Below are 22,725 nucleotides of genomic sequence, written 5' to 3'. Positions count from 1 at the left end.
ATTTTAATAATTAAACAATAGTTAAAAACCCGTTAAGTTGTTGCAGCGCATCTTTTTCAATGCGGTATCTTTAAAACTTCAACCAAATAAATCAAAAATCATGAAAATTTTAAAAATTGTATTGCTAATTGTAGGAGTGGTTTTGATTGTTTTTGGACTTTACAATGCTTTTGTTCCACAACAGGTTTTGGATATAGGCCCTTTGGAAGTAAATGCAAAGGAAGGATTGACCAATCAAACACTTGGAATGATTGGTATTGGGGTTTTGGCGCTTATTGCTAGCGCACTGCTTAAAAACCGTCGTTAATATTTAAAATTGAATGTTTTGAAGAATTGCAATTACGGCTGCACTGATATATTCCACACCTATTGAAATTACTATAAATCCAACTATTCTGGAAATAGCATTAATGCCCGAAGCACCTAAAAATTTGCTTATGTAGTGCGAACTTCTCAGAATAATAAATGTGGATAGCCCCACAGCCAATACAGCGAGAATTACCCAAAATATAGCTGCTGTTTTTTGATATTCCTGATTGAACGTTATCAATAGTGAAATGGAGCCAGGCCCTGCAAGCATAGGGATTGCAAGCGGAGTGAGCGAAAACTTTTCGCGTTTGTCCAAATCCTTTTGCACCCTTTTATTTTTCATCCCTTTGTGCTTTGAAAAAGTTCCCGTCAACAGCGCAAAGCCAGAGGTTACTATTATCATTCCTCCTGCAATCCGGAGTGCGTTCAAACTTATTCCGAAAAAGGCCAATAAATAGGTTCCGGCAAAGAAGGAAATGATTAAAATTACCACCACATTTATCGTGGTCAAAAGCGAGGTCTTGTTGCGTTCCTGAGTGCTTTCATCGCTCGTCAACCCTACAAATACTGGTACCGTACCCAATGGGTTTATTACTGAAAAAAGCGCGGCAAATACATATAAAAAAATGTCCATAGTTTTTTCGGCAAAGGACGTTTGGTTTTTGTGTTTGAAGATTACCAAAACTTTAAAAGAAAGTTATTTGATGGCTTCTAAAAATTCAAAATTCAAAATTGAAAATTCAAAATTCAAAAAAGTATCTTTGCACTCTAAAATTTTAGTATGACATTTCAGCAAACATTGGAAACCCAAATTAAAATCGCAGTCGAAAAACTGTACGGTGCAAAACTTGAATCGGTAGAATTACAGCCCACCCGCAAGGATTTTGAAGGCGATATCACCGCTGTTGTTTTCCCGATGTTGCGCGTTGTTAAAGGAAATCCTGTGCAAATAGGGGAGGCCATTGGCGACTATTTGGTTGAACATGTTTCTGAGATTGAAAAATTCAACGTTGTACAGGGCTTTTTGAACATTGTTTTGAGCGATTCGTACTATTTGAATTTTTTCAACTCCGTTCCTGATTTTTCTTCCTTCGGAAAAGTTCCGCAGGGTAAGGAAGCATTGATGGTAGAATATTCATCTCCAAATACAAATAAACCGCTGCACTTGGGGCACGTTCGGAATGTATTGCTCGGCTATTCCGTGGCAGAAATTGAAAAAGCTGCAGGAAAAAAAGTGTATAAAACACAAATCATCAACGACCGCGGGATACATATTTGTAAAAGTATGCTCGCTTGGGAAAAATTCGGAAATGGGGAAACTCCCAATAGTACTGATTTGAAAGGCGATAAACTTGTTGGGAACTACTATGTAAAATTTGATAAGGAATACAAAAAGCAAATAGAGGCTTTAAAAGCCGAAGGTAAAACTGAGGAAGAAGCAAAAGCCCAAGCGCCCCTTATTCTGGAAGCACAGGAAATGCTTAGAAAATGGGAGGCTGGCAATAAAGAAACCGTCGCGCTTTGGAATAAAATGAACGGCTGGGTTTACAGTGGTTTTGAGGAAACTTATAAATCCATTGGCGTAGATTTCGATTTTTATTATTACGAAAGCGATACCTATCTTTTAGGAAAAGATATTATAGAGGAAGGCTTAAAAAAAGACGTTTTTTTTATGAAGGATGATGGCTCTGTTTGGTGCGATTTGACCGAAGAAGGCCTTGATGAAAAACTTGTATTACGAAGCGACGGCACAGCGGTTTATATGACGCAGGACATCGGTACTGCCGTGCAACGCGTTAAAGATCACCCAGACGTTGGCGGAATGATTTATACCGTTGGTAACGAGCAGGATTACCATTTTAAGGTTTTGTTTTTGATTCTGAAAAAACTGGGTTACAGTTGGGCTAAAAATCTGTTTCATTTAAGTTATGGAATGGTGGATCTGCCCTCCGGTAAAATGAAAAGCCGAGAGGGGACGGTAGTTGACGCAGATGATTTGATTTCGCAAATGACTGAGACTGCTCGCACTATTTCGGAAGAACTTGGAAAGATTGATGATTTTTCAAAAGAAGAAAAGGAAGCACTTTACCGAATGATTGGTTTGGGTGCTTTGAAATATTACATTTTGAAAGTTGATCCTAAAAAACGGATTCTTTTCAATCCCGAGGAAAGTGTGGATTTTCAAGGAAATACGGGGCCGTTTATTCAATATACCTATGCGCGGATTCAGTCTATTTTACGAAAAGCGGCCGATGTCAAGTTGAGCGCTGTCGAAACTTTTATTGGTGAACAATTTGAAATACATCCAAAAGAAAAAGAGCTCATTAAAATTATCCAGCAATTCCCACATACTATCCACTTGGCGGCTGAGAATTACAGTCCTGCGCTTATTGCGAACTATACCTATGATTTGGTAAAGGAATTTAACAGTTTTTACCAAAATGTACCAATCTTAGCAACGGATAATGAAACAGAAAAAGCATTCCGCGTAAAACTTTCAAAAGCTGTGGGAGAGGTTATAAAAAGTGCTTTTGCTCTTTTGGGTATTGAAGTTCCCGAACGGATGTGATTTTAAAGTTTAATTTACGTAGAGCTTTTTACCGGCTTCTTCATATTGGTCACCACTTGTCCACTTAGGGGTTGTGGGGTCGTTCGCTATTAACCTTCCTGCCATCACATAGCTTTGAAAAAATTTCAGCAAATAGTCATAGTCCAGCGTGTCTGCCTCATCACTGGGTTGATGGTAGTATTTGGTAACGTCGCCATCAAAAGATTGAAATCCTAAAGAAAAAGTAGGCGCGGGAATACCTTTTTGAGCAAAAACCACGTTGTCGCTTCGGTCAAAAAGATTTTGTTCGGGAGCGGCATCATCTATTGCTTTTAATCCAAAAACAGTTGCGGCTTCTTTTATATTTGCAGCAGCAGTAGTCCTGGGTAAGCCTATAATTGAAATTACAGAAGTGTCATTATAGCCTCCATTGTCACTATTGAAACAATAAACCATTTTATTTAAGGGGAGCAATGGGTTTTCAACGTAATATTGACTTCCGAGCAAACCTTTTTCTTCCCCTGTGAAAAAAATGAATAAAGCCGAACGTTTGGTTGGATGTTTTGCGATGTTTTCGGCCATACTTAAAACTGTTGTGGTTCCTACTGCATTGTCCCTTGCACCATTGTATATGTCATCTCCATTTTCGTCTGGTTTACCGATGCCTACATGATCGTAATGTGCCGAATAAATGATGAATTCTTCCTTTAGTTTTGGATCAGAACCTTCCACCATGCCAATAACGTTTTGGGTAATGATTTCGGTTTTATCTTCTCCTTCCATCATCAATTTAATTTTTATATTATTTTTTTCTTCAAGCGATTTGGCAAAAATGTGATTTTCGTCCTGAACCCATAAATAACCAATATTTTTTTCATTACTATTTGACTTTTCTTTTTCAGCAATTTCTAAGCGCTCGTTATTAAAATTGTGATCAATGAAACTCCAGCTATTTTCGCTGGCATCTATTAACTCTATTACAGCAATGGCACCGTGGTCCTTGGCCAATTCCTCTTTTTTTTCTACCAGCCCGAAAGCGCCGCGGACATTGGTATTTTTGGGGCCACCAGAACGTACTACAATTATTTTCTCGGAGACATCTTTTCCTTTATAATCCTCTTCTAGGCCATAGCCCAAATAGATTCCTTGGGTGATGATTTCCATTTTATTTGGTTTTAAAACCACTTTTTTCTTGAGTTCCTTTCCGTCTATTGCCAAAACCAAACGTTTTATGGGGCTCACTTTGTTCAGTTTTATTTCTTGGAAATAGCTAGCTGTGCTTGATCCTTTCATTACATTTTTGGTTACCGGTTCTACTCCATAACTTCGAAGTGTATTAGCAAGGTAAGATGCCGCAATTTTATTTTCGGGAGTACCTGTTTGTCTTCCTTTCAAAAGATCGTCTGCTAGAAAATAAATGTGGCCCTCAATTTTGTTTTTGGAAACGGTAGCTTCAACTTTCTCCTTTTCGGTTTGGGAAAAGGTATTTATGAAGCAGCAAAATGTAATAGCAAGGATTGTAAATTTCTTCATAGGTTTTTTTAAAGTTTATGTTTTGTATTATTCTTAGTCTAAATGGTAAATTTCCATAATGTCTTTGAGAACCTTATCGAAATCAATTTTTAAATCAATCAATTTTCCGGTGGCCATATCCATGACCCAGCCATGTACGGTAAGGTTTCTACTTCGGTAGGCAATCTGAACATCAGCGGTTTTGATAACGTTTACACATTGTTCCTGCACGTTTAGTTCAACCAGTCTGCGGTATTTTTCTTCTTCGTCTTTTATATTATTCAATTCCTGCTTATGTAATCTATATACATCTCGAATATTTCGCAACCACGGATTTAAAATTCCCAAATCCTGGCTTTGCATTGCCGCTTTTACACCGCCACAACCATAATGGCCGCACACGATTATATGGTTTACCTTTAAATGGCTCACCGCATAATTGATGACGCTCATTGCGCTGAGGTCCAAATTGGAAACCATATTGGCGATATTTCGCAATATAAAAGCTTCGCCGGGTTTGGCGCCCATTATTTCTTCTGCGGTAACACGGCTGTCGCTGCAGCCTATATAAAGCACCTCGGGGTTTTGCCCTTCGGAAAGATTTTTAAAATAATTTGGGTCAAGCCCTAATTTCTCGTTTACCCAATTTTGATTATTCTTGAAAATTTGATCGATATTCATAGTTCATCTGAAGATTTATTTCAGAATTTAAAGATAGGGAAAGTTCGAAAAGAATTGAGAAAAGTTTTTAAACGGAACAATCAAAGGAGCTCTAACCACAATATGATCTTTATAGTTTTTTTGTTTTAATATCTTTTTGAAAAAAATTGAATTTTTAATTAATCTTTTATCACGTGCGGCGCCACTACGGTATGTTTTAAAATAACAAAGCTATCTACGGCAACACGATGTTTCTTGAAGTTTATAAACTGAATAAGAATTACCATAATAACGGGCATAAGGGCGATAACAAGAAAGACGATTTCCCAGTTGAAATTAGTTTTCAAGACACCCAACATTGCAGCTCCGGCTGCACGCCCCATGTTTGAAAGTGCCATATAAAGCGTAAATTGTGTAGCTGCAACCGTTTTCCAGCAAAGATGCATGGCCGAGGCGAACATTGCAATACATAAAAAAGTGTATAGCGTATAATAGGATAGGATGAAGGCATAAATAATTATATTATTGCTCCATAAATTATTTAGGGATGCAAATACGGCAATAAGAATGGTTAAGAAACTTAAATACACCGAAAGCATTTTAATTTTCCCAAAATAATCTACCAAATAACCGCCAATAAACATGCCCAAAAATCCTCCTACCACTGTGGTAATAGAGAATACATTTGAAAAGGAAGAATTGGTCCACCCCAATTCCTGTATGCTGAAAATAGGTAAAAGTGTATCTATAAGCCCAAACATCAAGCCTACGGCAAATATCCCGAAGGCAAACACCAAGCTCGACTTTAATCTTACAACTTTATAGAGGCTTCTAAAAATTTGCTTCCAGCTCTTCAACTGTGTTTGTTTTGAATCTGGCGAAACTTTACCATTTGTCCATGGCATTGTTTTTTCGCCAGGCCGTTCCCTAAAATAAATTGGGAAAAGCATAATAGTTGCGACTGCGATGGAGAGGGAAGAAATAGCTGTTGAAAAACCAAAATTATTAATAAGCCAAGTACCTATAATCAACGAAGACGAAATGCCAATGGTTTTGGTTCCCCACATCAGGCCATTGGCTCTTGCTTGTTCGTTTTCCGGAATTACATCTACAGCCATTCCATCCGTTGCCACGTCCTGAAATGCTCCAAAAAAACTGATGAAAAAGCCAGCAGTCATTAAAGCGGAAAGATTGTTCAAGGGATCTGGAACAAATCCAATAATTAGAAAGCTTATAATTAAACCAAGCTGTCCGAAAATGACCCAGGGCCTTTTTCTACCCATTGCCAACAAGGTAAAACGGTCCATTAAAGGCGCAATGATAATTTTAAAACTCCATGGAATTCCAATCACTCCCACATACGCTGCGATTTCCATAGCAGATTTTCCGTTCATTGCTAACCAAGCAGGTATTGCAAAATAGGTGATACCCTCTGGAATTCCCTGTGCAATGTACAGTGCCGAAAAGGTAATGTACCTTGTTAAGGCATTATCGGTTAGCGCTCTTCCTAATCTTGTTTTTTTTATTGTAGTTTCTTTTGCCATGATTTTAGGTTTTAAAGGGAGGATTGAATTCTCCTTTTTTAATTAGGGACATGGGGAAACTGTCTTTTCTGCTTAAATTTTTTCCATTCGGCGAAATTTTTCACTTCGTGTTGAAGTATATAGTTGATTGGGAAATTACATTTTCTCTGCCTCTGCCAATTTTTTGGTGTTCACATATTGCTGAAAAGCAACTATTTTCCCATTTTTTAATGTCCAAAGATGTGCGGCTTGTACATCATATATTTTACCGGTTTGTTTGAATTTTCCCTCATACCGAAGCGTTGCCAAAACCTGGTTGTTGTCCATATTGTGCAACTCAATATCCTTAAGTTTGAAGTATTCATTTTCTGCGCCAATACGCGCAAAAACACCGTTAAGCACTGCCTCTGGACCTATGTATGGATTTCCGTCTGCAAGCGAATTTCCCTCCGCTTCATTCCATACTATTTTTGGATCCAATCCAGCAAGTACCGTGGGAATATCGCCAGCCGAAAAAGCTTTGTATAGTCCCTCTATAATGGCAATGTTTTGAGCTGTATTCCCTTGTTTCATTTCAACCCGAATAAGTCGTATGGGTTTCGTTTTGCTCAAATTCACTACCGAATGTGGAGCTTCTGGCTCTTTGTACATTGTAAATGGCATGGGTAATGGTTCTGGGAGCTGACGTGAATCGAAAATTACATTGCCATCACCTTCGTAATCAATAAAATCTCCTGCTTCTTGAATGTATAAAGCACTTGGCCAACGGTGGTGGTGCAGGGCCTCTTTTTCGCCCGGCGCCAAGGTCACTTCAAGCACGCGTACCTTGTCATTTTCCAACAGTATTTTATGGTTTTTTGGTGCTGCAATAACTGCGTCGAGTTCGGAAGGCCAATCGGTAGGATTACCGGTTTTGTACACTATATTTTTTTCTTGTGAAAAGGCACTGCCTATTATCACAAATAGCGTTATTAAAAAAAGATGGATTTTAAATATTTTCATAATTTCTAAAATTTATTGGTTTTAAATATTTTAATGTGCCTAATGCCTAATGCCTTTATGCACTTCCAACTCAATCTCAATCATAAATTCTGGAAGCGCCAATTCTTTTACGCCAAGCCACGATCCAGTTGGGAAATGGTTTTTATAGATTTCTGCCCTATAAGCGGCCACTTCTAAAAATTTGGACATATTTGTGGTGATTACATTTTCCACAATCACATCGTCAAAGGTGCAACCGTAGTGATTTAGAATTTTTTCTATATCGGCATAACAGTTTTTCATCTGTTGTTCCAGATCGCCCACGGCGGTGGGATTACCTTCATCGTCCATACTGACGGCCCCGGATATTTTTATATCGTTACCAATTTTTACGGCGTGCGAATAGCCGTAGGCTTTCTCAACTTCAGGACGCAGTAGAAAGTAGTCTGGAGTTTCATTTGCAACAGCTACTTCAGTGGTTTTCGGTTTTTCTGCAGTTGTTTCAGCTTTCGGTTTTTCATTACAACCTGTGCTTAAAATGATGGCTAAAAATGTTAATAATATTATGAAAGGTTGTGTGTTTTTCATTTTAGAAATTATTTGTAATTATTGATATTTCTTCACGATAATCGACTTGGTTGAAGCTGAATTCTCCCGCAATTTTGCCACGGCTTTATATTCTTCCGAGGAAGCAAAATTCTGAAGTTGTTCCATGGATTCCCATTGCAGGATTATAAACCGGTTTGGGTTCCAGTTTCCCTCTACAGGTGTTACCTTTCGGGCTGGGTCTGAATCAAATTCCATTCCGCCAGAGCGCACCAAATAGATGCCGCCAAATTGCTCTATAAGCGGTTCCGCTTTTAATCGATACTGCTGGTATTGAAGGGAATCCTTCACCGTAATATCCAAAACCATTAAAATTTTTTCCGAAGGAATTCCAGTTATGGCAGAATCATGGTTGGCATGCGGATCGTTGCTTTGAGCCTGTGCACAAAAGACGCCCGTAAAAAGAATGATTAGAAGAGTAATTAATTTTGTGTCCATAACTTTAATTTTAATTTTTTCTAACTTCCCTATTTTGAAAATGTACGGTGCAACCAAGCTGCACCGCACATTTTCTTTAAAATTTACTTTGAGGGTGCAACTTTTACATCACCACTAATACCGCTTAAATCTGGTCGGTAAATCCAAATTTCGGTTTCACCGCCATTGGTTACATCCATCCAATCTTTTATAAATTGAGCCCAACTTCCGGCACCGTTCATTTCTTCATATTTTTTTGCAATGCTGTTATCCTGGCCTAACCAAGCAGATTTATCGAAAAAGGAAATAACGGCCAAGTCACGGCCTTCCTTGGTACTTGAAAATTCGTTGGTGTAGATGCCCCAAATTTCATTGGGCGCTTTTGCAGCGTACACTTTATTTACTTTTTCAACTAGTTTCATGGCATCTTCATATTTGCCTCTTTTGATGTCCCAATAATCTACCGACATATTTTTTATGGTAAAATCCTTTGGAAAGCGCGAAAGTTCAGGATGACTGCGCCAGTAGCTTTGGGCGCCACTTCCCTCCGTTGTGTAAGGGGCTACATTTTTATTCCAATCGTTGTCATGACCATCTTTTTGAGCAGGTCTATTGTCTAAAGAGCTCCATGGAAACGGTCCCATACTCCAATGATAACTACCTGTATTTGGTCCGTTTGCAATCCAATAAACTCTTACTCCGTAAGGTCCCTCGCCGTGGTATTTTTTATTGTGTTCTGCTAACCCCTTTTCAAACTGGGTTACTTGTGCTGGATTTGGAGTAATGTTTGCCGTTTCGAATACGCCGTATTCGGTACTTTCCTGTCCTATTGCCAAAAGTGGCAATAAGAGCATTGTAAAGATTAATTTTCTCATAATTTTAATATTGTGTTTCCGCCTTGGGCGAAAACGGTTAGTATTTACTTTTTCACTTAATAAAATTTTGGGGTTTATTATTAAAAGGCTTGTTGGTTTAATCCAATAGTTTTGGGTTGTAGTAGGCAGTTTCGGAAGTTATCTTGCCCTCCTCATTGAAATTCATTTGATAGTGAATTGGCATGGTGATGGCTTTTTTGTCAGCCTTGCGGATAAAATTTATATTCCACCAAGAAAGAACTACCCCAATATCACCCATTTCATAATGTAAATAGTCTGGATAGCCTACCATGTCTATACTGGAAACATCATATTTCTCTAAAATCTGTTTGTCTATTGCTTTTTGTTCTGCTAAGGAAATGCTTTTCATAGTAGGTGAACTGGAATCTACAAACTCTACATCCTTATCATAAAAACTGTATACTTTATCCCAATCATTGAATTCTATAGCATACATCATTTTACGAACTGTATTTATGTTTTCGTGATGGTTATAAATGGTTCCATTCTTTCTGTCGCTAAAACTTTGGCGAATTTCTGAACCAATATTGGCGTTGCTATAGGTTATAATGGTTTGTATTTTATTGTTTTTATTAACAATAAACAAGCGGTGCATAGGCTGGTTTATCTTGACTCCTGTTTTTTTGTGCACGCCTTTCATGTCTTCCCAGGTCTGTACCCACATCACATCTTTTTGGTTGTCATCTTTATATTCCAGAGCGTCAGGATAAGCTCCTGGGGAACGGCTGATTGAAAAATAGTCAAGGGCGTCATTCCAGCCTTTTGCAGCATTTGAAAAACTTTCTTTATCCTGTCCTTTATCGTTTGGGTCTATGCTAGTACCGTTATAGGCCTTAAAATCATCGGCCAGATAGCTTGCAACTTTTTGGGTGTCGCCTTTCACAAATGCTTGTGTCATAGCCTCCACTGTGGTAATTGCCGGATGTTCTACGTAAATAGTTCCGTTCTTTTTTTGTGCTGTGGAAATAAATGCAATAAGCATCATCACCGATAGGGCTGTAGTTTTAATTGTTTTCATTTTTATGTATTTATTTGGTTAATATTCTCTTTTATATTTTACTGTGAATAATTGTTTAAAGTTTCCTGAACGGGCCTGAATTTTATTCCCAAATCGTTCATGGCCAGTGTGTTTTTGTAAATTACGCTGCCTTTGTTTTTTGGGGCTTGATGGTTTAGCATTAGGCTCATATCGCTCACTGGATAGCTTTCGCTGCTCAATAAATAATTTTTGCCGTGCAGTCCAGTAGTTGTTGAAGCTTTAAAAACTGCTTCCGCAACATCGTTAACATCTACTACGGCCATTTCTGCGTTTGTGTCATAAAGCATTTGTACAAATGGATTGGGCGCTATTTTGTTTTTGAAAAGAAACTGTAAGCCGGTTGAAGTGGAATCTTCTCTATTTGAAAGCGATTTTCCCATGACACCCACAGGGGAGACCGAAATTATTTCAAAGGAAAGCCTTGGGTTTTCTTGTATGAATTTTTCCACCGTCTGGTTGGCGATGAACTTAGCCTGTGCATATGGATGACTTTCTTCACTCATAAAAGGAGTATCTTTTTCGCTGAAGGTGTCAGTAGGTTTTTTACCTTCTGCAGGCAATGGAAAATTGGTATTATAAGCCGCAACAGAAGCTATAAAAATGACCTTCTCAATCATTGGGGCTTGCTGTATGGCTTCCAGAAAATTCTCGGTACCTGTTAAGGTTGGGTCAAAAAGTTCTGTTTGTGGATCTTTCACGTCTAGCTGAAAAGGGGTTCCTCCGTGTATTACAACTTCGCAGTCGCTGATGAAATCTTTCAAAGTTTCTAAATCTTCTACTTTCAGTGCGCTGATATTGAGGTTATCTGAGTTTTCAAGATTGAAAAGATGTTGATATTTTTCGCTCTTTTTAATGTCGGTTACCGATACTTTTACACTGTACCCTTCTTCCAGAAATTTCTTGGTTATATAACTTCCTATAAAGCCTGAACCACCTATGATACCTACAGTTTTCATATTTTCGTATTTTATTTTTTTAAATTATTGTATGATTTTGGCTAAATGGTAATAAGGCACATAAGGGGTCGTAGTCAAATCATTTGCAATGCCAGTACGCTCTTGGGATTTTAACTCTTTCATACTGTTTTTTCTGAAACGGCCTGGCTTTGGGCAATAATTAATTTTTTAATACTATTCTAAATCGAGCTTTACCCTTTTCTAAGTGTTCAATTGCATCATTTACCCTTGCCATGGGGAATTCCTCAACATCTGGATAAATCTTGTGTCTTACACAAAAATCAAGCATGGTTTTAGTTAAAGCAGGGCTGCCTATGGGGCTTCCTCCCACTGTTTTTTCTCCCATAACTAAACTGAATGCCGGTATTTCCATCGGTTCCAAAACAGCTCCTACCGTATGGAATTTTCCTTTTGGTGCCAATGCTGTCAAATATGAGTTCCAATCCAAGGTTACATTGGTGGTATTTAAAATGAAATTTAGTTTGCCCGTAATGCTTTCTATTTCTTCAGGAGCTTTAGAATTAATAACCCGACTGGCGCCCATCTTCAATATTTCTTCCTTTTTATTCGGGTTTGAACTAAACGCGATTACTTCGCAGCCCCAATGTTTTAGAAACTTGATAGCCATATGTCCTAACCCACCTATTCCTATTACACCCACCTTATCCGTTGGTTTAACTCCAGCTAATAGTATTGGATTGAAAACAGTAATTCCTCCACAAAATAGAGGTCCAGCTTTACTCATATCAATAGCATCCGGAAGTGGAATAGACCAGGACCAATGCCCACGAACATAGTCGGCAAACCCCCCGTTTCTACCTACAATAGTAGCTTCGCCTTGAGCGCAGAGATGATGATGACCCTCCATGCATTGATCACAGCTCATACACGACCCAGACTGCCATCCCAATCCTACTTTATCGCCCACTTTTACATTTTTAACCGCATTACCCGTAGCGATTACTTCTCCTATTATTTCATGGCCAGGAACGAGTGGATATTGTGTCATTCCCCAATCATTATTTATCATGCTTAAGTCTGAATGGCAAATACCACAATAGGAAACCTTAATATCTACTTGTTCCGAACCTATGGGTCCCAATTCGTAGGAATAAGGCGTTAATTCTGCTTTGGGCTCAATGGCCGCGTATCCGTTCACTTTCATCTCTTTGAATATTTGAATTATTATTTGATTGTATCGTTTACTACGGGCGCTTCTGCCTGCTGCATGGCTTGCATATCCAGCATTATTTTTGATAAATCCCAATATCCAAACTCCTTCACCACTTTGCCATCCACAAACTGGGCAGTAATATGTGTAGGAATGGTATAGGTCTTGTTATTTGCGGCGAGCGTTCCTTTCCAAAGGCCCCAAAAGTTTACGTAGGTTTTGCCTTTATCGGTCACTACCATTTCGTATTCAGATTCTCCGTCTACATAATCCCAGCTTGAGAAGAGCGAAGCGTCGTCTTTATTCATTTGCACCAGTTGGGCTAGTGTTTGACCATCTTTTTCTTCCACATTGTTCATTATTTTTGCAGTGTCTGCATAATGGCTGGCCATGGCCTCCCAGTCTTGTTTTTCGTAAGCATCAATCACTTTTTTATAAGTGTCAATTTCCGGGGATTGTTGGGTGTAGCGTTTTTCCTGTTGTTGACAAGCTGTTGTTGAAAGGACTATTGCAAGTCCTAAAAAGAGTAGTTTTTTCATTGTTTTAAATTTTAAATTGGTTAGTATTTATTTTTATTCTGCTTGAACATAGTTTGGATGGCTTTGTAGCACTCTTTCATAATTAGAAGCTGTCACCCAATTATCATCAGTAGCTTTTAAGTCTGGCTTTACATCATTGGGAAAAACCATCACCGTTATATCTCCCACAGGTTTGGCCTGCTCATTAATTTTGAACCATGAATAATTTTTTCCATTGAATTTATAGTTTACGGGCGCTTGATTAATGATGAATTTATGAAATTCATAGCGGGTGCATCCGCCGGGTACCATTTGAGAAATCTCCGTATTTTGCTCCGTAGATTGGGTTACGTTATTGCTTTGTGAATTCTCCTCGCGGTTGGTAGTGGTGCCCCCGCCGGCAGCGGTCACCTCAAGTTCGAAGGAGACAATTGCGTAATTTACCGCTGCTTTGGCCGTAGTAGATAATGACCAATGTTTTTGATCCTCAGCACTTACGGTTCTGTTAAAATCCATTCCTTCAGAGACACTGGTGGTAATGGATGATTTTATGGAGTTTTCAATGGGAGTGACGTTTCGGAAGATGCTAACTTTATACAATACGTTAGATTCTGCCTCGCCCTGACTAAGATCGCCAATCTCTGTTCCAAAGACCTTTACTTCGGCTAAAGTAAGGGCGTTCGAATTTTTAAGCTGAACACGAACATAACGTCCTACTTTTTTGCCTGTATATGATTTATTTGTTTCGGGAAGAAAGTTTGTGGGCTCTTCAGCAAAAGGGACTATACGACCCGTAGTTTGGTCGAACGGTCTGTTGGTGACCCAAATATTAAAATTATTTAATCTGTCACTATAGGAATCGGTACGATTGTAAAGCTTAACTTCATCTACAAGAAATTTCTTGCCTAAATCTACTTCCCAAAAAGGTCTTGACTCCCCTTGGGTATGGGTTACAGAGCCATTTCCCCAATGGCCTTCGGTAACGCCATCATTTGCTCTATTGGAAACTCCGAATTCATGGGTGCTCGATTGTCTTGTTTTTTTGCCAAGGGCAAGGTTTTCATCTTTGCCGACTGCAGGTTCAGTCCACACGCCATCATTTAGTACTAGCACGGGTTCGCCCCTTACAACTACTTCAGCCAAACTTAATGCATCTCGACCGTTTAAATGTATGCGAATGTATTGGCCTATCATGTTGCCAGAGAAAGTTTTATTTCCTTGAAACCATTGGGGTTCTTGGCCAAAAACTTCACCGCCGTAGTTTCCGCTAAAGGGTTGGTCCGAAACTCTGATTGTAAAATTTTTCAGCCGTTCTGGGCAACAATCTGTACGATTATATATGGTAATAGAAGAAATCTTATATTTTGCGAGTAGATTTACTTCCCACCACGGGCTGTCCTCTCCTTGGGTATGCGTTACACTTATGGCGCCCCAATTGCCGTCCGTATTGCCATCTACGGCTCGGTTTGCGGCTCCACCATTATGAACACTGCTTTGTTTGGTAGGTTTTAATTGGGCAATATTACTGGGATCCAAAGGGGTCCATTGTTGTTGGGCAATACCTGTAAATTGAAACAGTATTGCGGTAACAAAAGCTATCCCAAATTTTACATTAAATGATGGTGGTGATATAATGTAAGCTAAAGTTTCATTAATTGGTTTCATGATTGAAAATTTTGGTTAGTTGAAAATAAATGTTCTGGGGAGAGCATCTAAATAACTGACAATCAGAGAATATTAAAAACGATTTAGGACGAAGAAGGTCAATTTCTGTCCGAAGGGATGTTTTTGTTTGCCGAACAAGAAAAATTAAGATTGAGCACACGACGTTTGCTTACACGACGGATTGTTATAAATCATTATTAAGTATTTCATTTATAATAATTTAAGAGTTGTGGCTCCAATTGTCTTGGTGCAAACAGTAAAAAAATTTAAATGGTTTGCAGTCTCTTAAGAAGTTCTGCCCGCATAGCCTTGCTCATGGGGATGGCTTTTTTCGAAATAACTACGTGGGTGCCGGCCACTTCGTCTATTTGGGAAATATTGATAATGTAAGAGCGGTGTATTCTTAAAAAATGGTTCTGCGGAAGTTTTTCGTCAATATCTTTTAAGGTCATCACCAATAGATATTCCCTGTCTTGTGAAAAAATGCGGCAGTAATTCCGATCGGCTTCAATATAGTAGATATCCTTAATATCTATTTTCAGCATCTTTTCATTATGGCGCACGAAGATGCGGTCGTTCAATATAAAATCTGTTGCGTTTTCACTATTAATAAAATTGTTGCCGTTGCCGTTTGCGCTGCCATTATTTTTTTCTGAAGTGTTTTCAATTGATATTCTATCTACCGTCAACTCAATGGCACGCTGTAAATCCAGTTTTTTAAAAGGTTTTGAGATAAAAGCATAGGGATGCGTTTCCTTGGCGCGGTTAAAATGCTCCTCATCGGCGTTTGCCGTGAGATAGATGATAGGAATGTTGTATTGTTTTTGGATTTCATGTGCAGTTTCAATACCGTCCATTTTGCCCTTTAGCCTGATGTCTAAAAGAACAATGTCCGGGGTGTCAATTTTTATATGGGAAAGCGCTTCTTCGCCACGGGGCAAAATGCCTGTTACTTCATAGCCCAATTCGCTTAATTGTAAAGAAATATTGGCGGCGATTACCATTTCATCCTCGACGATCAATATTTTCACGACCTTATCCATTAAGCGACTTTAAAGTTTTTAAAGTTGAAAGACACTGCTGTTCCATTTTTATGGTCTTCGGAAATGGTGCCGTTCAGTTGTTGGGTCAATAGCTGAATCAATTGGGTGCCAAAACCTGTTCCTTTGGGCTGTGAGCCTCCTGTTTTGCCAATGCCATTGTCTGAAACTTTTAATAAAAGATCGTTGTCTTTTTGGGCAAGGCTAATATTTATCTCTCCCTTTACCCCTTCGGGGAAAGCATATTTTAGCGCATTGGTTAAAAGTTCATTGACGATAAGGCCGATGGGCACGGCGGTATCCACATCTAAGTTGAGGTTGTCCATCGCACATTCAATTTTCACTTTTTCCTCAGCATTGAAAGTGTCCAAAACGCCTTCACTTAAATTCATAAAATAATCCTTCATTTCAATGCTGCCCAAATTTTCACCTTGATACAGTTTTTGGTGAATAATACCCATACTCTGTACCCGGTTTTGGCTGGCGAGCATGGCTTCTTTGCTGGCGCCGTCCTCAAGTTTTGCCGATTGCAGGGCGATAAGGCTTTTCACCATTTCCAGATTGTTTTTTACACGGTGGTGAATTTCTTTTAGCAGCAATTCGTTCTGTCTATTTTTTGCATCGAGTTCACTATTTAAAATAGCCAGCGACTTTCTTTTTTTGCGGATGTTTTTCAACGTAAAATACATTCCAAAGAGAAAAATAGCCAGCAATCCCGCAATACCAATGTAGAGCCATTGGGTTTTTCGTTGTTGTGCAATTTTTGCCTCCTTGTCCAAAATTGCCAAATCCTTTTGTGCCGTTTCGTACTTTACCTGCAGTTCGCTATCCTTTCGGGCAATAATGGTGTTTAGATATTCCGTATGCCCTTGCTCATAAAGCTCGTGGTATTCCAGGGCGCTTTTATAGTCGCCCAATTCCTTATAAATGTTGGAAACGTGCATGTAGTTTTCCCAAAGATTTTTGGAATTGCCTATGCGTTTCATAATCTCAATAGCCCTAAGATTATAGGGTAGGGCTTCGGCATATTTTCCTTGTAATAAATACACGTGCCCAATGTTTGCCGTTGGGGGCATCATATAGCGTTCCAGCCCAATGGCTTTTGCGCCTTCGTAACAACGGTTATAATCTTCAATGGCTTCCTGATAACGCTCCATATATTTATAGATGTTTCCGCGGCCGTTATAGCAGGCTAAAATTGGCGGGCCCGTTTCACCAATTGTTTTATAAAGATTGATGGCTTGGTTCATGTTTGCCAAGCTTTCATCCAGATCGCCCAAAAATAATTGGTTTTCGGCGAGCCGGCGATAGGAGAGGGCTAGGTCTTCCTCATAGCCGTATTTTTCTTGAATGGCTATTGCCTTTTTGCAATAATCGGCGCCTTCGGCATAGCTGTCTGAATAATAAAGCAGGTCGCATATTTTCGTATAACACTGTGCAACGCCCTGCTGATCGCCCAATTTTTCATAAAGTGCCAAGGCTTTAAAAACGGTTTCTGATCCTTTGTCATATTCAGCGGTGCCGCTGTAGTTGGTTACCAACAAAAGGTAGGTTTCGGCCAATTCTTTGGTCATTTCCTGTTTTTCATACACCGAAATGGCCTTTTTCAAATAAACGATGGAAGAATCCAGCACGGTGTGGTCCTCGTGCCATTGCGCCAAACCAATATAGGCTTCGCCCAGCGTTTTAAACTCCTTGTTTTTTTTGGAAAGCTGAATCGTTTTTTTGAAATTATCGTATTGCTGAAGGGTATCTTCAACTATTGGAACTATTTCCGAAGCGGAAGTTTTAAGCGTGTCTTCTTGTGTTTTGGAAGAAGCTTGGGGAAGACTGCTCCACGAAACGCAAGCTAGTACTACTAGGAGTAATAGTCGTTTCATTAGTGTACGGATTGGTTGTTAGTTGTTTATAAAGATAGTGAGATTAATTATATATTCAGTTGCCTTGTGCTCATCAATGTGAATATAAATGCCTCCACGCAGAAAATTAGCCGTACCTTCGCCACTTATTAAAACCGTCTTCTTAGTTTTAATGGTTTTTAAAAAAGACCGAATTCTAAAAGCGCCGCGATATACTATCTCCAAGCGCAGCGGTCTTACAACTTAAATAAATATATGTCATTTAAATCACTTGGGCTGTCCGATGCCCTGCTGAAAGCAATCAGCAAAAAAGGATACGAAACGCCATCGGCAATTCAACAAAAAGCAATTCCCTTAATTTTAGAAAGAAAAGATGTACTGGCCTCGGCCCAAACCGGGAGCGGAAAAACCGCCGGGTTTGCCTTGCCTTTGCTACAAATTTTAAATAATCAGCCCACATTGCGCCAGCGCCCCGTTCGTGCCTTGATACTTACCCCAACCCGCGAACTCGCCGCACAGGTGCAGGATGAATTTAAGGAATACAGTGAGTTTACAGACCTTCGCTCTACCGTTATTTTTGGGGGCGTGGGCGCAAACCCACAGATTAAAGCATTGCGAAATGGAGTGGATATTTTAGTAGCCACCCCTGGCCGCTTGCTCGATTTGGTAGATCAACGAGCCCTGACACTATCAAAAGTAGAAATACTTGTATTGGACGAAGCCGATAGAATGCTCGATATGGGCTTTCTGCGCGATATTAAAAAGATACTTGCCTTGCTTCCGAATAAAAGACAAAATCTTTTGTTCTCCGCAACTTTTTCAAAGGAAATAAAAAAACTTGCCAACGAGTTTCTGCAACATCCCGTTTTGGTGGAAGCCACCCCTGAAAATACAACCGTCGAAAAAATTGAACAAACTGTTTACAGAGTCGATAAAGCCCAAAAAACAGACTTAATAATAAAACTTATTTCCGAAGGAAACTGGCAACAGGTTTTGGTTTTTACCCGAACCAAACACGGCGCCAACCGTTTGAGTGAAAAACTTGAAAAGGCGAAAATTACTTCAGCAGCCATCCACGGAAATAAAAGTCAGGGTGCGCGTACCAGGGCGCTATCAGGATTTAAGGAAGGGAAAGTCCGGGTTTTGGTTGCGACCGATATAGCCGCGCGTGGTTTGGATATTCCGTTATTGCCGCACGTTATCAATTTTGAATTGCCAAATATTTCCGAAGATTATGTACACCGAATTGGCCGTACCGGAAGGGCTGGAGCCAGCGGCGAAGCACTTTCTTTGGTAAGCCTTGATGAGGTTGGTTATTTAAAGGATATTGAAAAACTGATAGGGGAACGTCTTCAGCCGAAAACCCTTCCCAATTTTCAACCCACAGAGACCATGGCCGACGTAAAAGCCGCCGAGGAAGAAAAGAAACAACAAAAAGCACAGCGCCACAGCCGTGGACGCAATACTGGAACGAAGGTGAATACCCACGCCAAGAGCACTAACAACAGTTCCAATAGGGGCAGGGGCAGAAGGTAATTTTCTGCCTGAATTTATAGTTTATCCAAATCCGGTACGGTAAGTTCCGCGATGTTCCAGTTGGCACGTTTCGCGCCGGCTTGGTAGGCACTTTCCAGAAAATCCAAAACGGCCTTTCTGGGGTTGTTTGAATTTTTTACCGTTTCATAGCTTAACAAGGCCATGGGGCTGCCGTTGCTGTCCTGCCATTTTGCACCTTCAGGTTGTAAAATTTCCTCGTCAATTCCGTTGGGAGAAGGATAGGTATAGGAATAATACATAGGTTCCCGAACGTTTGGATCGCCCGCCCAAAAGCCAAAGCTTATTTGTTCATGGCTGTAAGTATCCTTTTCCAAAATCCTGGCTGAGGCATCCATTGGGGGTAATTTCTTTCCGGAAAATCGGGTAACTACCAAGTCCAAATGATGCCAGTAAATATGTGCCGGGCAACTTTTTCCATAAAACCTGCCGCTGAATTCCTGGAGAATGCTGTTGTTCCACTTCATTATTTTCCAAAACTTTTCTATGTAATCCCAATCGTAATGATGGTATTCGGTAATTTGGCTAAAAGGTTTTTTAACCTCCAGATCAAACGGTTTTTTTACAAAATCAAAGTGCAATCCGGTTCCTTTCAATTTTGACAGGTATTCAGAATAAAAATCAGCAATGGTAGGGTTTTCCTTTAAGGAAATTACAATTTCCTCTTCCTCACTTTGGGTAATTGCTACTGCTCTTTTGGGTATATCAAACGTTATTTCTACACTCTCCCCTCCATTTTTTACAGGAATAGGGGAAGTAGTGAAACCCCTTGGGGAAACGTAGAGGGTTATATTCCACCAATGGTTTTTTCTTGCGGTGGAGGCCATCCGGGTCTTGCCAATAATTTGCAATATAATATGCAGCGTTAGGCGAGTGTCGTTCCATTTTTCAAACGGAAGGTCGGGTATTTTTTCGGAATTCATTGGTTAAGTTTTAAATTTCTATTTCATACGTACAGTTTCACTTTTTCCGCCTTTAACCAAGAGCCATACAGCAAAAGCCATTTCCCCAAAAATACTTGGCACGGCTACCAAAGTCAACATAATGGTAGCATACGAGGCGTAATCTTCAAGTAGAAAATGGGCAAGTGTATCGATCATATACATGGCGCCGGCAATCATCAGAAAAATTGAAATTACAAAAGGGCTTTTTATGATTTTGCCCAGTAGGATTAAATGCATTCCGAAAAAGAAAAGACCGATAAGCCAAATGGTATTGAATATTTCTGCTTGATACAGAATCTCTTCAGCCGTATTTTTGTTTAAGGCCAGCGGAAGTGCAAATATGGCTACTCCCATAATGGCAGCATGCATTAATCTAAAATAGGTGCTTAAACGCGATAAGGGATGGTTTTTGAAAAGCTCAAAAAGAGCCCAGGCAATTACTACATCAAAAAGCACGGTTACCAAAAAGGCCACGATACCAAAACGGACGGTAAGGGAATTTTGCTGAATGGTCTCCACGGGGGCCTGAAGTATGGATTCCAGGACAAAGAAATTGGCAAAGATAGCGGCAAAGAAAATGATTAGATAGCTCACCCCAGCGAGTAGCGATACATTTCTGGACTTCATAATTTTTTAATTAGTTGGTTGGTTTTCAGGTCTAAAATACTTAAAACTAATTAAAATACCATAATGGGCAATTGCTATGGGAGGTTGCGTATGTAAATTTGCAAATGGGAGATTTTCTTGGCTACCTAGTCCTAGCCTCCTCTGGGGTATAGTGGGGATATACTAGGAGTGTCTATGGAGTATCTATGGATTGTGGTCGGCATGGAGTCGGCATGCAATCGGCTTACTGTCGGCTTGCAGACGGCATGCAGTCGGCTTAGGGATAGCTTGAGTGATTTTGAATGGGAACGGAAGGAATTACTAATATAATAAAAAAAATAGGCTTTTCGACATTTCATTAGATTTTGGAAGCACTTTTTTTAGAAAGGCCTTGTATATGTGGGATTTGCGATCTCAAAAATTACTATATAAACTTAATGGGTAGGAGATAAAATGTGCGTAAGAAGCGTCCTTGGAGGAAACGTTACAAAAATGTGCGAGGGATTGGGTTGTATGCGTTCAGGATGGAAGCCGCATTGTAAATGCTTTTATAGATGGGCACGCTTTGCAAAAGCGCGCCAGGTGGCTATTACATTTATCCGCCCTTATAAGATTATATTGTTTATCTTCAAATGTATCAATAATGCAATTGCACCTTTTACGGAAAACCGTAACAGTGCGCATTTTAATCGGGGAGAATACCAAATATAATAATTATCAATTAACCTGTAACAATTGGCAATAAACAATTAATTCCATTAGCTACCACGCCAGCAATCAAGCTCACCCGCGCAACCTACCCAAATAGACTTGTTGAAGGGGAGTTGAGAGTTCATTTCGAGCTATTTAGAATAGTAAAAAAATTAACTCACAGATTCACATACTCACCAAAATACCTCTTCCGCAGCCAAAAAGAAACCCGCACCAATAAAATAAGGGCAGGAACTTCCACCAAGGGGCCAATAACCCCTGTAAAGGCCTGCCCGGAGTTCAATCCAAAAACGGCAATGGCCACGGCAATGGCCAATTCAAAATTATTACCGGCAGCAGTAAAAGCTACCGCCGCAGTCTTGTCATACGATCCTCCCATAGCCTTTGTAAAGAAAAAGCCTATGATAAACATCAACGTAAAATAGATAAGCAATGGCACTGCGATAATCAAAACATCCATCGGTATTTCCACTATTAGTTCTCCTTTCAGCGAAAACATAACTACAATGGTAAATAAAAGCGCAATCAACGTTAATGGTGAAATTGCGGGGATAAATCGCTGCGAATACCATGCTTCACCTTTTAACTTAACTAAAACCAATCTGCTCAATATTCCCATCACAAAGGGAATACCCAAATAAATAGCAACACTTTCGGCTATGGTAGCTATGGAAATATCCACTATGGCGCCTTCAAACCCGAAATAGGGCGGAAGCACGGTAATAAAAAGCCAGGCGTAAAAACTATAGGCAAAAACCTGAAAAATACTGTTCAGCGCAACCAAACCGGCGCCGTACTCACTGCTGCCTTCGGCAAGATCGTTCCAGACCAAAACCATGGCGATGCAACGCGCCAGCCCAATCAAGATAAGGCCGATCATATATTCCGGATGGTCGCTGAGAAAGATGATTGCCAAAACAAACATCAATACAGGGCCAACAATCCAATTCAGAATTAGGGAAATGGAAAGAATCTTTGTATTTCTAAAAACTTTCGGCAAAAGGGAATAGTTCACTTTCGCCAATGGCGGATACATCATTAAAATCAACCCAATGGCAATGGGGATATTTGTGCTACCACTGCTAAAAGTGTTCAAAAGCTCTGGAAAGTTGGGCGCAAAATAACCAATGCCCACGCCCAAGACCATGGCAATGAAAATCCAAAGGGTAAGGTAACTGTCTAAAAAGCTTAACTTCTTGGTAGCGGTCAT

Annotated in this window: 21 protein-coding genes; 3 read left to right on the top strand and 18 right to left on the bottom strand. The window is 39.7% G+C overall.

Annotation, left to right across the window (positions count from 1 at the left end; translation table 11 throughout):
• Positions 1 to 100 precede the first annotated feature (100 nt).
• Positions 101 to 307: a hypothetical protein gene (locus JK629_RS02160; RefSeq protein WP_202337002.1), complete on the top strand. Its 207-nt coding sequence runs from the start codon at positions 101 to 103 to the stop codon at positions 305 to 307.
• A 3-nt stretch (positions 308 to 310) separates the two neighbouring features.
• On the opposite strand, the gene JK629_RS02155 is transcribed toward JK629_RS02160, so the two are convergent.
• Complete coding sequence (locus JK629_RS02155; RefSeq protein WP_202337001.1) at positions 311 to 943, bottom strand: MarC family NAAT transporter; 633 nt, start codon at positions 941 to 943, stop codon at positions 311 to 313.
• 147 nt (positions 944 to 1,090) lie between these two features.
• Between JK629_RS02155 and argS the strand changes: the two genes are divergently transcribed.
• Positions 1,091 to 2,878 carry an arginine--tRNA ligase gene (gene argS / locus JK629_RS02150; protein ID WP_202337000.1) on the top strand — a complete coding sequence of 596 codons (1,788 nt, stop codon included), beginning with the start codon at positions 1,091 to 1,093 and terminating at the stop codon, positions 2,876 to 2,878.
• A 9-nt stretch (positions 2,879 to 2,887) separates the two neighbouring features.
• On the opposite strand, the gene JK629_RS02145 is transcribed toward argS, so the two are convergent.
• The 14 genes from JK629_RS02145 to JK629_RS02080 all read right to left on the bottom strand — a co-directional run bounded on the left by JK629_RS02145 (position 2,888) and on the right by JK629_RS02080 (position 17,721).
• Positions 2,888 to 4,390 carry a M28 family peptidase gene (locus JK629_RS02145; RefSeq protein ID WP_202336999.1) on the bottom strand — a complete coding sequence of 501 codons (1,503 nt, stop codon included), beginning with the start codon at positions 4,388 to 4,390 and terminating at the stop codon, positions 2,888 to 2,890.
• A 33-nt stretch (positions 4,391 to 4,423) separates the two neighbouring features.
• Positions 4,424 to 5,050 (bottom strand): carbonic anhydrase, encoded by a 627-nt coding sequence (locus JK629_RS02140; protein WP_202336998.1) that lies wholly within the window; start codon positions 5,048 to 5,050, stop codon positions 4,424 to 4,426.
• A 158-nt stretch (positions 5,051 to 5,208) separates the two neighbouring features.
• Positions 5,209 to 6,573: an MFS transporter gene (locus JK629_RS02135; protein ID WP_202336997.1), complete on the bottom strand. Its 1,365-nt coding sequence runs from the start codon at positions 6,571 to 6,573 to the stop codon at positions 5,209 to 5,211.
• A 135-nt stretch (positions 6,574 to 6,708) separates the two neighbouring features.
• Positions 6,709 to 7,554, bottom strand: coding sequence for a nuclear transport factor 2 family protein (locus JK629_RS15450; RefSeq protein WP_225626092.1), 846 nt, complete (start codon positions 7,552 to 7,554; stop codon positions 6,709 to 6,711).
• Positions 7,555 to 7,593: 39 nt separating this feature from the next.
• Positions 7,594 to 8,121 carry a RidA family protein gene (locus JK629_RS02125; RefSeq protein WP_202336996.1) on the bottom strand — a complete coding sequence of 176 codons (528 nt, stop codon included), beginning with the start codon at positions 8,119 to 8,121 and terminating at the stop codon, positions 7,594 to 7,596.
• Positions 8,122 to 8,139: 18 nt separating this feature from the next.
• The gene (locus JK629_RS02120) at positions 8,140 to 8,577 is read right to left on the bottom strand and encodes a DUF1330 domain-containing protein (protein ID WP_202336995.1); all 438 of its coding nucleotides are present in this window, start codon (positions 8,575 to 8,577) and stop codon (positions 8,140 to 8,142) included.
• An 83-nt stretch (positions 8,578 to 8,660) separates the two neighbouring features.
• Positions 8,661 to 9,431, bottom strand: a complete 771-nt coding sequence (locus JK629_RS02115; RefSeq protein WP_225626091.1) for a hypothetical protein — start codon at positions 9,429 to 9,431, stop codon at positions 8,661 to 8,663.
• 97 nt (positions 9,432 to 9,528) lie between these two features.
• On the bottom strand, positions 9,529 to 10,470 hold the full coding sequence (locus tag JK629_RS02110; protein ID WP_225626089.1) for a nuclear transport factor 2-like protein: 942 nt from the start codon (positions 10,468 to 10,470) through the stop codon (positions 9,529 to 9,531).
• Positions 10,471 to 10,508: 38 nt separating this feature from the next.
• Positions 10,509 to 11,447, bottom strand: a complete 939-nt coding sequence (locus tag JK629_RS02105) for an NAD-dependent epimerase/dehydratase family protein (RefSeq protein ID WP_202336994.1) — start codon at positions 11,445 to 11,447, stop codon at positions 10,509 to 10,511.
• Between the two features lie 160 nt (positions 11,448 to 11,607).
• On the bottom strand, positions 11,608 to 12,612 hold the full coding sequence (ahr, locus tag JK629_RS02100) for an NADPH-dependent aldehyde reductase Ahr (RefSeq protein ID WP_202336993.1): 1,005 nt from the start codon (positions 12,610 to 12,612) through the stop codon (positions 11,608 to 11,610).
• Between the two features lie 20 nt (positions 12,613 to 12,632).
• On the bottom strand, positions 12,633 to 13,157 hold the full coding sequence (locus JK629_RS02095) for an ester cyclase (protein ID WP_202336992.1): 525 nt from the start codon (positions 13,155 to 13,157) through the stop codon (positions 12,633 to 12,635).
• A 33-nt stretch (positions 13,158 to 13,190) separates the two neighbouring features.
• Positions 13,191 to 14,801 (bottom strand): galactose-binding domain-containing protein, encoded by a 1,611-nt coding sequence (locus JK629_RS02090; RefSeq protein ID WP_202336991.1) that lies wholly within the window; start codon positions 14,799 to 14,801, stop codon positions 13,191 to 13,193.
• Between the two features lie 266 nt (positions 14,802 to 15,067).
• The gene (locus tag JK629_RS02085) at positions 15,068 to 15,844 is read right to left on the bottom strand and encodes a LytR/AlgR family response regulator transcription factor (protein ID WP_202336990.1); all 777 of its coding nucleotides are present in this window, start codon (positions 15,842 to 15,844) and stop codon (positions 15,068 to 15,070) included.
• A complete protein-coding gene (locus JK629_RS02080; RefSeq protein WP_202336989.1) occupies positions 15,844 to 17,721 on the bottom strand; it encodes a tetratricopeptide repeat-containing sensor histidine kinase in 1,878 nt (625 codons plus the stop codon). Before JK629_RS02080 ends, JK629_RS02085 begins: the two co-directional genes overlap by 1 nt.
• Before the next feature lie 234 nt (positions 17,722 to 17,955).
• Between JK629_RS02080 and JK629_RS02075 the strand changes: the two genes are divergently transcribed.
• Positions 17,956 to 19,236 (top strand): DEAD/DEAH box helicase, encoded by a 1,281-nt coding sequence (locus JK629_RS02075; protein ID WP_202336988.1) that lies wholly within the window; start codon positions 17,956 to 17,958, stop codon positions 19,234 to 19,236.
• Between the two features lie 14 nt (positions 19,237 to 19,250).
• Here JK629_RS02075 and JK629_RS02070 read toward each other — a convergent pair whose 3' ends face one another.
• The 3 genes from JK629_RS02070 to arsB form a co-directional block, all read right to left on the bottom strand.
• A complete protein-coding gene (locus JK629_RS02070; protein WP_202336987.1) occupies positions 19,251 to 20,177 on the bottom strand; it encodes a DUF5996 family protein in 927 nt (308 codons plus the stop codon).
• A gap of 18 nt (positions 20,178 to 20,195) precedes the next feature.
• On the bottom strand, positions 20,196 to 20,825 hold the full coding sequence (locus JK629_RS02065; protein WP_202336986.1) for a DUF4386 domain-containing protein: 630 nt from the start codon (positions 20,823 to 20,825) through the stop codon (positions 20,196 to 20,198).
• Positions 20,826 to 21,672: 847 nt separating this feature from the next.
• Positions 21,673 to 22,725, bottom strand: coding sequence for an ACR3 family arsenite efflux transporter (gene arsB, locus JK629_RS02060; protein WP_202336985.1), 1,053 nt, complete (start codon positions 22,723 to 22,725; stop codon positions 21,673 to 21,675).

The organism is Aequorivita iocasae (assembly GCF_016757735.1).
Taxonomy (GTDB): Bacteria; Bacteroidota; Bacteroidia; order Flavobacteriales; family Flavobacteriaceae; genus Aequorivita; species Aequorivita iocasae.
This window is presented reverse-complemented; position numbering and strand designations above follow the sequence as displayed.

Coding starts and splice junctions, on each gene's coding strand:
- JK629_RS02160 (WP_202337002.1), top strand. CDS start 101: ATGAAAATTTTAAAAATTGTATTGCTAATTGTAGGAGTGGTTTTGATT.
- JK629_RS02155 (WP_202337001.1), bottom strand. CDS start 943: ATGGACATTTTTTTATATGTATTTGCCGCGCTTTTTTCAGTAATAAAC.
- argS (WP_202337000.1), top strand. CDS start 1,091: ATGACATTTCAGCAAACATTGGAAACCCAAATTAAAATCGCAGTCGAA.
- JK629_RS02145 (WP_202336999.1), bottom strand. CDS start 4,390: ATGAAGAAATTTACAATCCTTGCTATTACATTTTGCTGCTTCATAAAT.
- JK629_RS02140 (WP_202336998.1), bottom strand. CDS start 5,050: ATGAATATCGATCAAATTTTCAAGAATAATCAAAATTGGGTAAACGAG.
- JK629_RS02135 (WP_202336997.1), bottom strand. CDS start 6,573: ATGGCAAAAGAAACTACAATAAAAAAAACAAGATTAGGAAGAGCGCTA.
- JK629_RS15450 (WP_225626092.1), bottom strand. CDS start 7,554: ATGAAAATATTTAAAATCCATCTTTTTTTAATAACGCTATTTGTGATA.
- JK629_RS02125 (WP_202336996.1), bottom strand. CDS start 8,121: ATGAAAAACACACAACCTTTCATAATATTATTAACATTTTTAGCCATC.
- JK629_RS02120 (WP_202336995.1), bottom strand. CDS start 8,577: ATGGACACAAAATTAATTACTCTTCTAATCATTCTTTTTACGGGCGTC.
- JK629_RS02115 (WP_225626091.1), bottom strand. CDS start 9,431: ATGAGAAAATTAATCTTTACAATGCTCTTATTGCCACTTTTGGCAATA.
- JK629_RS02110 (WP_225626089.1), bottom strand. CDS start 10,470: ATGAAAACAATTAAAACTACAGCCCTATCGGTGATGATGCTTATTGCA.
- JK629_RS02105 (WP_202336994.1), bottom strand. CDS start 11,447: ATGAAAACTGTAGGTATCATAGGTGGTTCAGGCTTTATAGGAAGTTAT.
- ahr (WP_202336993.1), bottom strand. CDS start 12,612: ATGAAAGTGAACGGATACGCGGCCATTGAGCCCAAAGCAGAATTAACG.
- JK629_RS02095 (WP_202336992.1), bottom strand. CDS start 13,157: ATGAAAAAACTACTCTTTTTAGGACTTGCAATAGTCCTTTCAACAACA.
- JK629_RS02090 (WP_202336991.1), bottom strand. CDS start 14,801: ATGAAACCAATTAATGAAACTTTAGCTTACATTATATCACCACCATCA.
- JK629_RS02085 (WP_202336990.1), bottom strand. CDS start 15,844: ATGGATAAGGTCGTGAAAATATTGATCGTCGAGGATGAAATGGTAATC.
- JK629_RS02080 (WP_202336989.1), bottom strand. CDS start 17,721: ATGAAACGACTATTACTCCTAGTAGTACTAGCTTGCGTTTCGTGGAGC.
- JK629_RS02075 (WP_202336988.1), top strand. CDS start 17,956: ATGTCATTTAAATCACTTGGGCTGTCCGATGCCCTGCTGAAAGCAATC.
- JK629_RS02070 (WP_202336987.1), bottom strand. CDS start 20,177: ATGAATTCCGAAAAAATACCCGACCTTCCGTTTGAAAAATGGAACGAC.
- JK629_RS02065 (WP_202336986.1), bottom strand. CDS start 20,825: ATGAAGTCCAGAAATGTATCGCTACTCGCTGGGGTGAGCTATCTAATC.
- arsB (WP_202336985.1), bottom strand. CDS start 22,725: ATGACCGCTACCAAGAAGTTAAGCTTTTTAGACAGTTACCTTACCCTT.